Raw genomic sequence first — 14,575 nt, forward strand, 5'->3', positions numbered from 1 at the left:
AGGCCCTCCATGTCTACTCAATACAATGCGGATGCCATTGAGGTCCTCAATGGCCTTGAGCCGGTGCGTCGCCGCCCCGGCATGTATACCGACACCACCCGGCCCAATCACCTCGGCCAGGAGGTCATCGACAACAGCGTCGACGAAGCGCTGGCGGGCCACGCCCGTACCCTGGAGGTGACCCTGTATGAAGACCAGTCCCTCGAGGTGATCGATGACGGCCGCGGTATGCCGGTCGATATCCACCCGGAGGAAGGGGTGTGCGGGGTGGAGCTGATCCTCTGCAAGCTGCACGCGGGCGGCAAATTCTCCAACAAGAACTACCAGTTCTCCGGCGGTCTGCACGGGGTGGGTATTTCGGTGGTGAACGCCCTTTCCGATCGGGTCGAGGTGACGGTGCGCCGCGACGGCCAGGTCTATGACATCGCCTTCGAGCGTGGCGAGAAGGTGCAGGAGCTGACCATCACCGGCACCTGCGGCCGTCGCAACACCGGCACCCGGGTGCGTTTCTGGCCGCAGGCGAGCTACTTCGATTCGCCCAAGTTCTCGGTCACCAAGCTGGAGCACCTGCTCAAAGCCAAGGCCGTGCTCTGCCCCGGCCTCACCATCAAGTTCCTCGACAAGAACACCGGCATCAAGCTGGAGTGGTGCTATGAAGATGGCCTCAAGGATTATCTGGTCGATGCGGTCAAGCAGTTCACCTGCCTGCCGGAGCAGCCCTTTATCGGCTCGTTCAGCTCCGAACAGTCGGCGGTGGACTGGGCACTCTGCTGGTTGCCGGAAGGGGGCGAATGCCTCGCCGAATCCTATGTGAACCTCATTCCCACCGCGCAGGGCGGTACTCACGTCAACGGCCTGCGTCAGGGGCTGCTCGACGCCATGCGCGAGTTCTGCGAGTTCCGCAACCTGCTGCCGCGCGGGGTCAAGCTGACCCCGGAAGATATCTGGGATCGCTGCGCCTACATCCTCTCCATCAAGATGCAGGACCCGCAGTTTGCCGGTCAGACCAAGGAGCGCCTCTCCTCCCGCCAGAGCTCGGCGTTTGTCTCCGGCGTGGTGAAGGATGCCTTCAGCCTTTACCTCAACAGCAACACCGAGCTGGCGGAGCAGATCGCCGAGATCTGTATCAGCAGCGCCCAGCGCCGACTGCGCGCCGCCAAGACAGTGGTGCGCAAGAAGATTACCCAGGGCCCGGCGCTGCCCGGCAAGCTGACCGACTGTAACTGCGCCGACCCCATGCAGGGTGAGCTGTTCCTGGTGGAGGGTGACTCCGCGGGCGGCAGTGCCAAGCAGGCGCGGGATCGCGAGTTTCAGGCCATCATGCCCCTGCGCGGCAAGATCCTGAACACCTGGGAGGTGGAGGCCGGTCAGGTGCTCGCCTCGCAAGAAGTTCACGATATCTCGGTCGCTATCGGGCTCGATCCCGACTCCGAAGATCTCAGCGGCCTGCGCTACGGCAAGGTGTGTATCCTCGCGGATGCGGACTCGGACGGTCTGCATATCGCCACCCTGCTCTGCGCCCTGTTTGTGAGGCACTTCCGCACCCTGGTCAACAAGGGCCACGTCTATGTCGCCATGCCGCCCCTCTACCGGATCGATATCGGTAAAGAGGTCTACTACGCCCTCGACGAGGACGAGAAGAACGGCGTGCTGCAGCGGGTCGAGGCCGAGAAGAAGAAGGGCAAGGTGATGGTGACCCGATTCAAGGGTCTGGGTGAAATGAACCCGAAACAGCTGCGGGAAACCACCATGGATCCCAATACCCGCCGTCTGGTGCAGCTCACCATGGATGAGCAAGGGGAAGAGACCCTGCAACTGATGGACATGCTGCTGGCCAAGAAGCGGGCGGGTGATCGCCGTGAATGGTTAGAGGAGAAGGGGAACCTTGCCATCATCTAGGTCATTCCTTTGTTAGATGAGGAGTGGCTGATCGATCCGGGCAACCTCGCCATCATCTAAGCCGTCGGCTGGCCCGCACAGGGCCAGCAAGCATTTAGCCGGAGTCGCCCTGTGGCGGCTCCCGAACCGAAAGAGAAAACCACATGAGTGATGCTATCGAGCTCAGTCTGGACGGGGTAGAGCGCCAGCCAATGCGCACCTTTACCGAACAGGCTTACTTGAACTACTCCATGTACGTCATCATGGATCGGGCCTTGCCGCATATCGGCGATGGCCTCAAACCGGTGCAGCGGCGCATCATCTACGCCATGAGCGAGCTGGGTCTGTCGGCCCTCTCCAAGCACAAGAAATCCGCCCGTACCGTGGGTGACGTGCTGGGTAAGTACCACCCCCACGGCGACAGTGCCTGTTATGAAGCCATGGTGCTGATGGCCCAGCCCTTCTCCTACCGCTACCCGCTGGTGGATGGTCAGGGTAACTGGGGTGCGCCGGACGATCCCAAATCCTTCGCCGCCATGCGTTATACCGAAGCGCGGCTGTCCCGCTTCTCCGAGCTGCTGCTCTCCGAGCTGGGGCAGGGCACGGTGGAGTGGACGCCGAACTTCGACGGCACCATGAAAGAGCCGGTAGTGCTGCCTGCCCGCCTGCCGCACATCCTGCTCAACGGGGTGACCGGTATCGCGGTGGGGATGGCGACCGACATCCCGCCCCACAACGCGCGGGAAGTGGCCTACGCCTGTGCCGAGCTGCTCGACAACCCGAATGCGGGGCTGGATGTGTTGATGCAGCACATTCAGGGGCCGGACTACCCGACCAACGCCGAGATCATCACCCCGCGTGACGACATCCGCAAAATCTACGAGACCGGCAAGGGCTCCATCAAGCAGCGGGCGGTCTGGAGCGAGGAGGATGGCGACATCGTCATCACAGCGTTGCCCCATCAGGCCTCCGGCGCCAAGATCATGGAGCAGATCGCCGCCCAGATGGTGGCGAAAAAGCTGCCGATGGTCACCGACCTGCGCGATGAATCGGACCACGAAAACCCGACCCGTCTGGTGATCATCCCCCGCTCCAACCGGGTGGATGTGGAGGGGCTGATGGCCCACCTGTTCGCCACCACGGATCTGGAGAAGAACTACCGGGTCAACCTCAACATCCTTGGCCTCGACAACCGGCCACAGGTGAAGTGCCTCAAGACCATCCTCAGCGAGTGGATCATCTTCCGCCGCGAGACCGTGCGTCGCCGTCTGCAGTTCCGCCTCGACAAAGTGCTGGCTCGCCTGCACATCCTCGAAGGCTTGCTGATCGCCTACCTCAACATCGACGAGGTGATCGAGATCATCCGCACCGAGGATGAGCCGGGCAAGGTGATGGTGGAGCGCTTCAATATCAGCGAAACCCAGGCCGAAGCGATCCTCGAGCTGAAACTGCGCCACCTGGCCAAGCTCGAAGAGTTCAAGCTGCGCGCCGAACAGAACGAACTGGCCGAAGAGCGCGACAAGCTGGAGCTGATCCTGGGCTCCGAGCGTCGCCTCAACACCCTGCTCAAGAAAGAGCTGCTGGCCGATGCCGAGAAGTACGGCGACGATCGCCGCACCCCGCTGGTGGAGCGTGCCACCGCCGTGGCGCTGACTGAGAAAGAGCTTATTCCCAGCGAACCGGTCACCGTCATCCTCTCCGACAAGGGGTGGGTGCGCGCCGCCAAGGGCCACGATGTCGATGTGGCGGGGCTCTCCTACAAGGCGGGGGACAGTTATCTGGCCCACGCCTGCGGCCGCAGCAACCAGCAGGCGGTGTTCCTCTCCACGTTGGGAAGAACTTACGCCCTCGAATCCCACACCTTGCCATCTGCGCGCAGTCAGGGCGAACCGCTCACTGGCCGCTTTGCGCTGGGGGCAGGGGAGGAAGTGCGCCATCTGGTGATGGGCAACGAGGGTGAGCCGTATCTCATCTGCTCTGATGCCGGTTACGGCTTTGTCTGCACCTATGACGATCTCATCGGCAAGAACAAGAACGGCAAAGCGCTGCTCACCGTGCCGGAAGGGGGTCAGGTGATGGCACCCCAGAAGATTGGCTCGCCAGAGACTGATCTCTGCATGGCCATCTCCAACGAAGGGCGCATGCTGCTGTTCCCGCTCAACACCCTGCCGGTACTCGGCAAGGGCAAGGGCAACAAGCTGATCAGCATTCCGTCGGCGCGGGTCAAGGCACGGGAAGAGTTTATGGTGATGGCCGCCATTATCCCGCAGGGGCAATATGTCACCCTGTTTGCCGGCAAGCGCAAGCTGACCCTCAAGCCCTCTGATCTCGACTACTATCGCGGCGAGCGCGGCCGCCGTGGCGCCAAGCTGCCCCGCGGTTTGCAGCGCGTGGATCGCATCGAGATTGAACCCGCCGCCGGTGCCGAACCGGTTGCGGAGGAAAATCAGGAAGGGTAATGGAAAATATAAAGGTGGCGAAAGCCACCTTTATTTATTTCCTTATAAAATCGTCTTTATATCATTAAGGAAAAATTCAATAGACATAATAGGAAAGGCTTTGACTTGTTCATATGAACCTATGTCTGGGATTGTATTGATACTAGGGTAACCCATTTTTGTCATGAGTATTGAATGGTTTGAGTTTATCGTAGGTGTATTCATGGTAGAAAAGTATGGCTTTGTTTTTTTGTAAGCCCAAAGGGTAGACCATGTTATCCCTGCTATGTAATACACACCATTACTAACATATTCTGGAGAGTCTTTGTTATATTCAACATTAATGCATACATTCATTTATGTAGTTTCCTTTTTTTTCGATCTTTATAAATTATTTTTTCAGTGCTTGAATGCATTTTTGCCATGTAGGAGGCGGGTTGAGTGTGATATTGAAGACGTCTCTTGCTGCGCGCGTGGCTAGCTTGTAATCAAATGGTAATCCAGCAAGTTCACGTTGTTCTTTATAGTGTGAGTACATTGCATTTATTTCTAAAGTTTGCTCAAATGAAAAGCTTTTATTCTCCTTGCAATATATTGAAGCACCTTCAAGAGCATATGCTTCTTTCGCCCCTCTGGGTGTATGCACTTCAATGGTAGTCGCCATAGAGTTACTACTTGATAATATCATTGCAAATAAAACCATTCTCATTAAGTATTTTCCATTTTAGATATATAATAGTTGCAAAATAAATTCATTGTTGATGTAATTTACCACAACAAAGTTGTATCTATCCTGTATATGGTGAAATATTTGATTGGCAAGGGACGTAGGTATAATCAGGTAATCGCGAAAACCGGGTGCCGCCGTTCTGCTGGCCAACCATCAGCGCCTGCTTAACCTTGTCAAGGCGTCCAAGGTTAGTTTTTGGAGTGGAGATAAATATTAAATGGCGCGCAAGCACCCTTAATAGTGATGATTGTCATCAGATGTTAAATAATATCATGAATGTCATTATTTGAATTTCGCTACGATTTCATGAAATTCTTTTACCTGTGAAGTAGTCATGTAGTTTTGCGAAATAAGCCATTCGGTACACACTTCAGATTTTATACATAACATGGGGTACATAGAAAATTCATTTAAACTCCCCATCGCTTGTAGTATATATCGGTTGTTTGATTGCATTGAAGATGGATTTAGTTCTGAAAGAAATAGGGAGTATTCAAGCATGGTTTTCATGTAAGAGTAGCCATGAGCAAAAAAGAACTTATCATAAAGAGGTATTGTTATTTTAGCTTGGCAGTCAAGGTCTCCATTACATTCAAAAGATTTTTTCTTAAATATTTCAATGTCTGCATCAACACCTTCATACCCTTGAGCTATTTGGCTAATAACATCATAACTTAATGGTGCAATAGGTAGCATATGTGTCAGAGAAGTTGCGAATGTGTTTTGTGTTAATATAAGTAAGAAAATAAAAATGAGATTTTTCAAAATACAGCCTTAGTTTTAAATTGCATTGAAACTAAATCATTCAGTATGGGCACATATCATACACATTTGGTTGGGTGCAAACAAGTCCCTTTGTGATAAGTGTAAATTAATTGAATGACTTTCAATGTTAATGTGGTTTTAATAAAAATAAATACAATGTCATTTAAAGTAATGGTTCTTATTATTTTAATGGCCGTAGGTTTGATTAGCGAAGCGTAATCAGACGATCGCGAAAACAGGTTGCCGTAATTCTGCCGGTGCTCCAGCTGATCTCTTCTCTATGTCCATAGCCACCGAGATTGCGGTGCGGACGATTACGCTGCGCTAATCGACCCTACGTGCTCCTGCTTGATTTAACGCTCTGCTGCTTGTCGATGGCTTGCTCCCCCTCATCCCCGACCCTTCTCCCCTTATCGATGGCAAAGAGTGGGAGAAGGGAGCCCAGATCTCAGCCATTGATAGCGACAGTGGTATGGCGTGACAGCGAAGTGTGACAGCTACGGCTTCAGGTTGGCAGGTGCAGATCCCCTCTCTCCTTGGGAGAGGGTGAGGAGAGCCGACGATAGGGGTAAACACCATAACAAGCGCAAGGTTGCCAACCTGAAAAGAGCCATCCATCCAGCCAAAAGAGAAAGGCCCCGCCATCCATGATGGCGGGGCCCTTTGCATTATCAGCAGCATTGCTGATTCAACCGTTCGCACTGGCAGGGGCTGGTGAAATGGCTGGCCCGAGCCCGATCAGACAGGAATGGCGGTCGCTGCCGGTAGCGGGGTGATCTTGGAGGCGATCAGCTGGCGCAGGTGGGGCACCAGCAGCAGCAACACCACGCCGCCCGCCAGCGAACCCCAGCCTAGCATATTGAACACCGAGCTGTAGCCCGGGTTGGTGGCCACTGGAGAGCTGCCGATATTCTGCGGCATGGCGCTGGAGACATAGCCCGCCAGCACAGAGGCGACGCCGGTCACCATCATCCAGCAGCCCATCATCAAGCCTTGCAGGCTGGCGGGGGCCAGTTTGCCAATCATGGCGTAGCCGATGGGGGAGATCAGCAGCTCGCCAAAGCTCTGCAGCACATAGCTGATGGCGATCCACTTGAAGGCGACCAGCCCGTCGGCCCCCGCCAGATGGATGCCGATCGGCAGCACCAGCATGCCGAGCCCCATGCAAAACAGGGAGGCGGCAAACTGGGAGGGGATGTCGATATTCCACCCCTGTTCGCGTAGTCGCTTGAACAGCAGCGCCATCAGGGGGCCGCCGATGACGATGACGAGGGTGTTGATGTTCTGGATCCACTGGGGAGCGACCCGCAGCCCGAACACATTGAGGTTGATGTTGTGCTCGGAGAAGAGCATCAGCCCCATGGGCGCAAGCTGGTAGAGCGACCAGAAGATGAGGGAGCCAAGGGCGAGGATCTGATAGGCCACCATACGGCTGCGCTCGGCGGCGTCCGGGTGGCGGGCGGTCATCACGCAGAGCAGCACCAGCACCACGGCGCCCAGGATCAGCACGAAGCTGCCGCTGAAGCTGGCGTGGGTCAGCAGCAGGCGCAGCGCCGGCACCAGCATGGCCAGAATGGCGATCCCGGCCAGCATGCGGCGGTAGAAGCCGCTCCCTTTGATATGGCGCAGCGGGGTGCTGATATCCGCCAGAATCGGCCAGCAGGCGAAGGTAGCGATGATGGCGATGATGTTGCCCAGCGTCGCAAACAGGAACAGGGTGCGGTAATCCTCGGTGAGCTGGAAGTAGCCCGCCACCGTGAAGCCGATAAAGAAGCCCAGATTCATCCCGGCGTAGTTCCACAGGAAGGCGCTCTCGCGGCGGTGATCATCCGGGGCGAAGCGCTGGGTCAGCATCATGTTGAGGCAGGTGACGTTGAGGCCGCTGCCGGTAAGGAACATGGCGAGCCCCCAGTAGAGGCCGGTGATCCCCATCTCGGCGATGAAGTAGCAGCCGATCACCTGCAGCACCATCCCCATCACGAACAGGTTGCGGTTGCTGAGGTAGCGCCCGCCGAGATAACCGCCAAACAGGTGCAGGCCATAGTTGAAGGCCCCGAAGACCCCCATCATGGCGTTGGCCTGGGATTCACTGAAGCCGAGCCGCTTGGTGGCGTAGAGCACCAGCGTGGAGTAGAGCACGGCAAACCCCAGGGTCGAGAAGGTCTGGATAAAGAACAGCGCCCCGGAGCCGGGGGGAATGGTGGGGTGTTGATTCGAAGCGCTCACGGTCTGTCTCCTGTGAGAGAAGAAAGTCATTACTCGTCCTGAGAGCGTACCGGTCTGCTGCCGGCTAGCCTTGTGCGCTTCCATGCTGGTCTGAAGGCCGGTCTGTCATTTAGCGGCCAAGCGGTGCAAATAGCCATACCTGAAATTTAATCTGGCGCGATTAATTGCTTTTTATTGATCTATTCCGCCTTTTTATGCGGAATTGAGCCGTGGTTGTAGCTCGATTTACCACGCGACTGCGGCACGGTTGATGTGATCCAGTCGGCTATTTGGTGCTGATTCTGGCGCTGTAGCGGGATTCCGCGTCGCGCTTTGTTGTCCCGAAACGCAGCTGGCGCCAAGCCGTTGTATCGCAGGTTGTTTATTCATCTGTGGGCATTGAGTGAATAAATATCGGTAAGAGAAGGGATAGCCCCGGGGTGACTTTCGCGTGTTACCTATCTGCTTGGGAGAGGGTGAGGGGAGGATAGAACAACGCCCGGCAGGCCGGGCGTTGTGGTGCGACTGATAGGTGGCGAAGCTGCCTTAGAAGTCGTGGTAGAGCGGCCAGCCGAGCAGCGGGTGCTTGAGACCGGCGCGCATCTCGATGTTGTCGAGCTTCTCCGGCGAGGCGTTCTCTTTTTGCAGCAGCTGGTACTGGCGCACAAAGCCGAGGGTGTGCAGCAGGTTGGGCACAAAGCCCGGGCTCAGCTCCTGACGCAGGGCGGCGGCCATGTCGGCAGGCAGCGCGCTCAGCATCAGGGCGAGTTGGGCGGCGAGGTAGTCGGTGTCGTACCAGCCCTCGTCGAGCTCAATCTCCCGCGCCAGTTTGCGCTTGAGATCCTGCTTCACCTTGAGCGGGGCGGCGCCACTGCCCTTGCCGCAGAGAATGCGGTAGAGCAGCGCTTCGGCCAGCTTGTCCTCCATGGTGGGGTGGTCGCTCTCGCAGGCGAAGAAGTGCTGGTCGATGAGTTCCATCAGGCGGCTCTTGTTGTGCTCGGTCAGCGCCTTCTCGTACTCCTGCCACCCTTGCCACTCCTCCACATCGGGCGGGCTCGAGATCTTGTCCAGCAGGCGGGCATCCACGTCACCGTATAGGCTGTTGCCAGCCTGCTTGGGGCTGACGGTGATGAGCATCGACCAGCCCTTCTGGAACGGCTTGATGGGGCCTTCCGGCGCCTGCAGCAGCGCCAGCGCCTTGGCCGGATCCCGCGCCGAGAGCTCCTGCAGGCCGAGGCTCACCACGCCGATGACGTCGTGGGCGGCCTGCTCCAGCAGGTGCATCTTGTACTTGTTGTAGTACTTGTCGGCGAATTTGAGGCTCATCAGCACCGCCTTGCCCTTGATGGCGGCCAGCTGTTGCTGACTCAAGAGTTCGTTGTCGCGGCCAAAGCGCAGCACCTGGGTCAGAAAGGGGCCCTGGTTGGCATCGCGAATGACTAACTGCATGAATGGGCTCCTTAATCCAGAAAGCTGAACATGTCGTCGACGTCGCCGTACTCGTCTTCCTCGACCTTGTTCTTCTCTTTGGCCTGCATCACCAGCTCGGCGGCAAACTTGTTGATGATGCCGTCCCAGGTTGAGTGCTCGTTGCGCAGCAGCGCCTTGATGGCTTTCTCCACCTCGGGGGCCAGCTCGCGAATGAGCATCAAGAGGCTGCGCGGGTCATCCAGCGCGTAGTCGTGGACATCTTCGCTCTGCTGGCGCTCGCTGTAGCGCAAGGACTCTTCGAGATCTTCCTCTTCGGCGTGCAGCACGTCGCGATAGCCTTCGTCCTCTTCATAGCGATCGCCGCGATAGAACTCGATAAAGGGGATGGCGAGGTAGAAGAGACCGGCCGGATCTTCGGCCACGCACTCGAGGATCTCGCGCTGCTTGGCTTCGCTATCCTGGGTGCGGATCAGGTAGTTGAGGAAGTCGAAGGTGTGCTGTTGCAGCTCGTCGGCGTTGTTCTTGATCGCCTCTTCCCAGTAGAGCGGCTGCTGGCAGACGATGTCGCGGATCCGCTCCGGGGTCATCAGCTCGGAGATGATGGAGGGGAAGGAGATATCGTGCTGGCCGTTAATCTGGGTCAGGGTAACGATATCAATGTTTTCAATCACTTCTGCCAGCTGGTCGTCAGACATGGTCTTTGCGATCAGCTCGAACTTCTCGCTGGCCTGCTTCGGCTCGATAACGGCCAGCTCTTTGATCTCGATGGCGGTAATTTCTATCAGACTGTTGCTCATGCCTTGCCCCAATTAGAAACGGACTTCGTCGTACATATCCTGATCGCCGTCGTCATCACCATAGCGGTCACTGCCGCCATGGTAGTCGGCGTCGGCATCTTCCCCGTCTTCCTCTTCTTCGTCGCGCAGCTCATAGTCGTCATCGGCGCGGTGGCTACCGCGCGGCAGCGGGTTGTCGAGCAGGAACAGCACGGCGCAGGCTTCCATCAGCTGATCTTCGCTCTGGGCCCGCACCGCCTTGACCAGCGGCAGGGCGGCGTTGTTGAAGCCGACGCTTACCTTGAACTCGTCCCAGCTTGGCTGCTCGCCGCTGGCGAGCCACTTGTTCCACTGCGACTTGGCCTTGGCCGGGAACTGCACCCGGCCATAGAGGGCCAGCGGCAGATACTCGGGCATAAACTCCAGCATGCTCATATCGGCCAGCAGCAGGCTCTTCATCTGGTCGGTGAACTGTTCCAGCCCCTTGGGGTCATCCTGATCCCGGTAGGATTCGATGTTTTCGCTGGCATCGCTTTGCAGCGACTTGAGCCGCGCCTGGTCCCATCTCTTTTGCATAGTTGCTCTTTCTGCCTGCTGTTTCAGGGGTAGAACTGATCCCACATCTCCTGCATGGCGGAGGCGGGGTCGGTCACGATGACGTTGTTGAAATCCTTGATAAAGGCGGCTCGCTGTTTCGGATCGGACAGCACTTCATAGGCCTGCTTTACCTGGTGCAGCTTGATGGCTGCCTGCTCTTTCTCTTCTTCACTGGCCCCGTGCAGCTTGTCGGGGTGGTACTGGTTCGACAGCCGACGATAGGCTTTCTTGATGTCGTTTTCGCTGGCGTTGGACTTGACGCCCAGCACCCGAAAGTAGTTGTTCATGGCAGATCCTGCATCACTGGCATCATAGGATTCACGCTGCGAGTGCCTGATGGTGGGGATTGGCAAACCAGGCACGGCAAAAACCCGTCATTTTAACGGAAACAGCCCGCCAACGCGATGAGTTGGGCGATCAATTAACGGGCGAGATGAAGAGGTGTCAGTTGAGCGTCTATTGTTGCCAGTCGGTCTGGCCAGTGCAAGGGGCGGGCACGGGAAGGCGATGAAAAAATGGTCAGTGGCGAGTGTGGGGTGAGATGGCGGCGGCAGCGCAAATCGGGCTGCCGCCGCAGGGGTTACTCCTCCCAGAAGGAGGCGGAGGTGTGGTAGATCATCTTCTTGCTCATCCCGCCATCGACCACCAGATTGGCACCGTTGATAAAGTCGTTGCGAGGATCCGCCAGAAAGAGGCTGGCGCGGGTGATGTCGTCGGGGCGCCCGACCCGGCCGCTCGGGTGCTGGCGGTGATCCGCCTCGGTCAGGGTGTGGTAATCCTCTGCCTGGATCCAGCCCGGGCTGATGGCATTGACCGTGATGGGGTAGTCGGCCAGCGAGTTGGCGAGGGACTGGGTGAGGGCGACCAGCGCCCCCTTGGAGGCGCCATAGGCATCCCAACCCGGTTCGTTCTGCTGCCAGCGGGTGGAGGCAATATTGATGATGCGGCCATAGGGCAACCCGCGGTTGGCCTGCACAAAGGCGCGGGCGCAGAGCATGGCGCCGCGCACATTGACCGTCATCACCTGATCGAACTGGGCTGCGCTCAGCTCCTCGAAGCGGGTGTGGAACTTGCTGATTGCGCCGTTGTTGATCAGCAGATGGATGCCGCCGTGCTGCTCGCGCACCTCGGTAAAGAGGCGCGCGATGGCCTGCTCATCCCGCAGATCGAGCGGATGAAAGTGGATCTCGGGATGGTCGAAAGCGTGAGGGGCCAGATCGGTGGCGATCACCCGATAACCCGCCTCGGCCAGTCCGATGCAGAGCTGGCGGCCAATCCCGCCAGCGGCGCCGGTGACCAGCGCAATTTGGGGTTGGTTGGTCAGCTCGTTCATTGTGCCGCTCCATTGCGTGCCCGCAGCACCTTGATGAGGGCCGACACCTCCTGCTGGCCAAACCCTTGCGCCACCCCTTCCTCAAACAGATCGGCGGCAAAACGCGGGAAGCGGCTGTCGATCCCGGCATCGGTGGCATGACCGGCGAGGCGGCTGATAGCGGCGCTCCAGGTTTTCAGGCTGGCGTAGGGGTGATCGAAATCGCCGCTCGCCAGCGTCTTGCCCAGGTGGGCCACATCGCCACCGAGAATGGGCGAGAGCTCGCTGAACTGGGCGCACACCTTGGCCACCGGCAACCCTTCCGCCTCGCAGATCAGCGCGCCGTGCAGAGCACCGAGCAGACCACCGGCAAAGTAGGCGGCAACGGCACAATCTTGCGCCGCGGCGGCGCCCACCGCCTCGGCCACATGGTCGAGGGTGGGGGCGAGCAGGCGCAGCACCGGCTCGGCCTCGCTAAAGGCAGCGCTGGCACCGGAGCAGATGATGCTGGCATCAGTGGTGCCGATCTGATCCGGGAAGCAGAGGATGGCGCCATCGAGATAACGGGCGCCGCGGGCGTGGCACCAGCTCTCCAGCGCTCTGGCCCCCTGCGGGCTGCCGGTAGAGAGCTGCACCAGCAGCTTGCCCGCCACCGCGTCGCTCGCCTCGTCCAGCAGCTGCTGGCTGACGGCGTAGTTATCGACGCAGACAAGGGTGATATCGCTTGCGGCAATAGCCGCGCCAACCGAGGGGGCGAGAGTCGCGCCCAGCGCTTGTAGCGGGGCCGCCTTGGCGGCGCTGCGATTCCAGACGGTGACCGGATGGCCCGCCTTGAGTAAGGTGGTGGCGAGGGCGGAGCCCATGGCTCCGAGGCCGATGACAGAGAGATGGCGCATGATGGCTCCTGACGGTGTTGATGGACGCTGATATAGAAAATTTGGATGCCTTGTGGCAGGTAAGCCACTATATTTGCCCCGTGTCGCCGTGAAAAATGGCTTTTATGACTGTCTGGTATAGGTGAATTCTATGGATGTGCGAACCCTGCGTGCGTTTGTTGCTGTCTTCGAGGAGCGCAACATCACGGCGGCTGCCACCCGCCTCTTCATTACCCAGCCCACCCTCTCCACCACCATCAAGACGCTGGAGGATGAGCTGGGGGTGACCCTGTTTGTGCGGCAGGCGCGCGGGGTGGAGGGGACCGAAGCGGCGCACCGGCTCTATCCCCGCGCCAAGCGGCTGATCGCCGACACCGACTCCCTCGCCCGCGAATTCCGTGAAACCTCCCCCTGCCTCGAGGTGACGGTGGGGATTGAGGCTGATCTGGGTGATGGCGTGGTGGGGGCGCTGGTGCAAGGAGCGCTCGCCCACGAGGAGATCCTGCTGACTCTGGAGGAGGGCTGTTGTGGCGATGTGCGGCTGGGCTGTGAATCCCTGCGTTGCAGTGACGAGCTATTTATCCCTCTGCTGGAGGAGGAGTTCGTGCTGGTGTTGCCGCCGGATCACCCGCTGGCGGGCAAGGGGGCGCTAACGCCGGCTGAGCTGGCGGACGAACCCTGGGTCACCTGCCCGCGCCACGACTCCCACCTGCGGCTGATCGCCATTCTCGGTAATCAGGCGCCGCTCTATCCACGGCGGGCGGGGTCGCTGCGACTGGCGGCGACTATGGTGGCCGCCGGGGCGGGGATCGCCTGGTTGCCCCGTTCGCTTTGTCCGCCCGGCTGTACAGTCGCCGAGCTGGCGGCTTCTTCCTTCAAGCGGCGGGTGGGGCTCTGCTACGCCCCCGATGCGTTGCGCTCGGCGGCTGTGGCCGCCCTGCTGGAGCAGGTGCGCGGGATGCAGCTCCCCGTCTGATGTCGGGATAAAAATGTCGGCATAAAAAAGGGCCATCCGGTGGGATGGCCCTGTTGAGGCAACGTTGTTGCGTGGCTAGAGCGACGCCCACCAGAGCCGCAGCTTCAAGCCCCACTTCGAGCTCCAGCCGGTGGTGCTGCTCACAAGCGTCCCATCCTTGATAACGAGGAAAGTCGGGGTGACCCCTACCTGCCACTTGGCGGCCAGCGCTCCCGACCCGTCGTTGTGGGTCGGGAAGGTAAGCCCCTTCTTGCTCATCCCCTTGCCTAACTGCTCCGAATTGCCGGAGCGCAGCGCCACCGTCAGCACGTTTTCCCCCTCTTGCCAGAGCTGCTGCACGGCCGGGGTGGTGAAACGGCAGACACCGCACCAGCTGGCCCAGTAGTAGACCAGCAGCGGCTTGCCCTGACTTAAGGTAGCGAGATCCGTGCTGCTGCCATCCTGCAGGGTGACGGGGGCGCTCATCGCCCCCTCTGGCAGGGTTGGGCTGCGCCACAGATCCAGCAGGGTCGAGATGACCAGTGCCATCAGCAGCAGCCAGAGTGCCTCCTTGCCCCAGCGGCGCCAGCGGGGTTGAGGATGGGTGGTCATC

At 58.8% G+C, this 14,575-nt stretch carries 13 protein-coding genes; 3 read left to right on the forward strand and 10 right to left on the reverse strand.

What is annotated here, in order from left to right; all coding sequences use genetic code 11:
- The first annotated feature begins 9 nt into the window (after positions 1-9).
- Complete coding sequence (gene parE, locus ACTG2U_RS15980; protein ID WP_182938305.1) at positions 10-1,899, forward strand: DNA topoisomerase IV subunit B; 1,890 nt, start codon at positions 10-12, stop codon at positions 1,897-1,899.
- Positions 1,900-2,042: 143 nt separating this feature from the next.
- Positions 2,043-4,337 carry a DNA topoisomerase IV subunit A gene (gene parC, locus ACTG2U_RS15985; RefSeq protein ID WP_182938304.1) on the forward strand — a complete coding sequence of 765 codons (2,295 nt, stop codon included), beginning with the start codon at positions 2,043-2,045 and terminating at the stop codon, positions 4,335-4,337.
- 370 nt (positions 4,338-4,707) lie between these two features.
- Here the strand turns inward: parC and ACTG2U_RS15990 are convergent, their stop codons facing one another.
- The 9 genes from ACTG2U_RS15990 to ACTG2U_RS16030 all read right to left on the reverse strand — a co-directional run bounded on the left by ACTG2U_RS15990 (position 4,708) and on the right by ACTG2U_RS16030 (position 13,028).
- Positions 4,708-4,980, reverse strand: a complete 273-nt coding sequence (locus tag ACTG2U_RS15990) for a hypothetical protein (protein WP_439974744.1) — start codon at positions 4,978-4,980, stop codon at positions 4,708-4,710.
- Between the two features lie 348 nt (positions 4,981-5,328).
- A complete protein-coding gene (locus ACTG2U_RS15995; protein ID WP_182938302.1) occupies positions 5,329-5,811 on the reverse strand; it encodes a hypothetical protein in 483 nt (160 codons plus the stop codon).
- A 738-nt stretch (positions 5,812-6,549) separates the two neighbouring features.
- A complete protein-coding gene (locus ACTG2U_RS16000; protein WP_439974745.1) occupies positions 6,550-8,037 on the reverse strand; it encodes a peptide MFS transporter in 1,488 nt (495 codons plus the stop codon).
- Between the two features lie 525 nt (positions 8,038-8,562).
- Positions 8,563-9,465: a cold adaptation protein AtcC gene (gene atcC, locus ACTG2U_RS16005; RefSeq protein ID WP_204382557.1), complete on the reverse strand. Its 903-nt coding sequence runs from the start codon at positions 9,463-9,465 to the stop codon at positions 8,563-8,565.
- Positions 9,466-9,476: 11 nt separating this feature from the next.
- Positions 9,477-10,244, reverse strand: a complete 768-nt coding sequence (atcB, locus tag ACTG2U_RS16010; protein WP_005335887.1) for a cold adaptation protein AtcB — start codon at positions 10,242-10,244, stop codon at positions 9,477-9,479.
- Between the two features lie 12 nt (positions 10,245-10,256).
- Entirely contained in the window at positions 10,257-10,799 is a 543-nt protein-coding gene (gene atcA, locus ACTG2U_RS16015) for a cold adaptation protein AtcA (RefSeq protein WP_439974746.1), read from the reverse strand.
- Positions 10,800-10,822: 23 nt separating this feature from the next.
- Positions 10,823-11,107, reverse strand: coding sequence for a cold adaptation protein ActJcold adaptation protein ActJ (gene atcJ, locus ACTG2U_RS16020; RefSeq protein WP_005343121.1), 285 nt, complete (start codon positions 11,105-11,107; stop codon positions 10,823-10,825).
- Between the two features lie 293 nt (positions 11,108-11,400).
- Positions 11,401-12,153 (reverse strand): SDR family NAD(P)-dependent oxidoreductase, encoded by a 753-nt coding sequence (locus tag ACTG2U_RS16025; RefSeq protein WP_439974747.1) that lies wholly within the window; start codon positions 12,151-12,153, stop codon positions 11,401-11,403.
- Entirely contained in the window at positions 12,150-13,028 is an 879-nt protein-coding gene (locus ACTG2U_RS16030) for an NAD(P)-dependent oxidoreductase (protein ID WP_421266924.1), read from the reverse strand. Before ACTG2U_RS16030 ends, ACTG2U_RS16025 begins: the two co-directional genes overlap by 4 nt.
- Positions 13,029-13,158: 130 nt before the next feature.
- On the opposite strand from ACTG2U_RS16030, the gene ACTG2U_RS16035 reads away from it, so the two are divergent.
- Positions 13,159-13,983 carry a LysR family transcriptional regulator gene (locus tag ACTG2U_RS16035; RefSeq protein ID WP_439974748.1) on the forward strand — a complete coding sequence of 275 codons (825 nt, stop codon included), beginning with the start codon at positions 13,159-13,161 and terminating at the stop codon, positions 13,981-13,983.
- Between the two features lie 75 nt (positions 13,984-14,058).
- Here ACTG2U_RS16035 and ACTG2U_RS16040 read toward each other — a convergent pair whose 3' ends face one another.
- On the reverse strand, positions 14,059-14,574 hold the full coding sequence (locus ACTG2U_RS16040) for a protein disulfide oxidoreductase (RefSeq protein ID WP_439974749.1): 516 nt from the start codon (positions 14,572-14,574) through the stop codon (positions 14,059-14,061).
- Position 14,575 lies beyond the last annotated feature (1 nt).

It is taken from the genome of Aeromonas sp. 95A, from assembly GCF_051919235.1.
Classification (GTDB): Bacteria; Pseudomonadota; Gammaproteobacteria; order Enterobacterales; family Aeromonadaceae; genus Aeromonas; species Aeromonas veronii.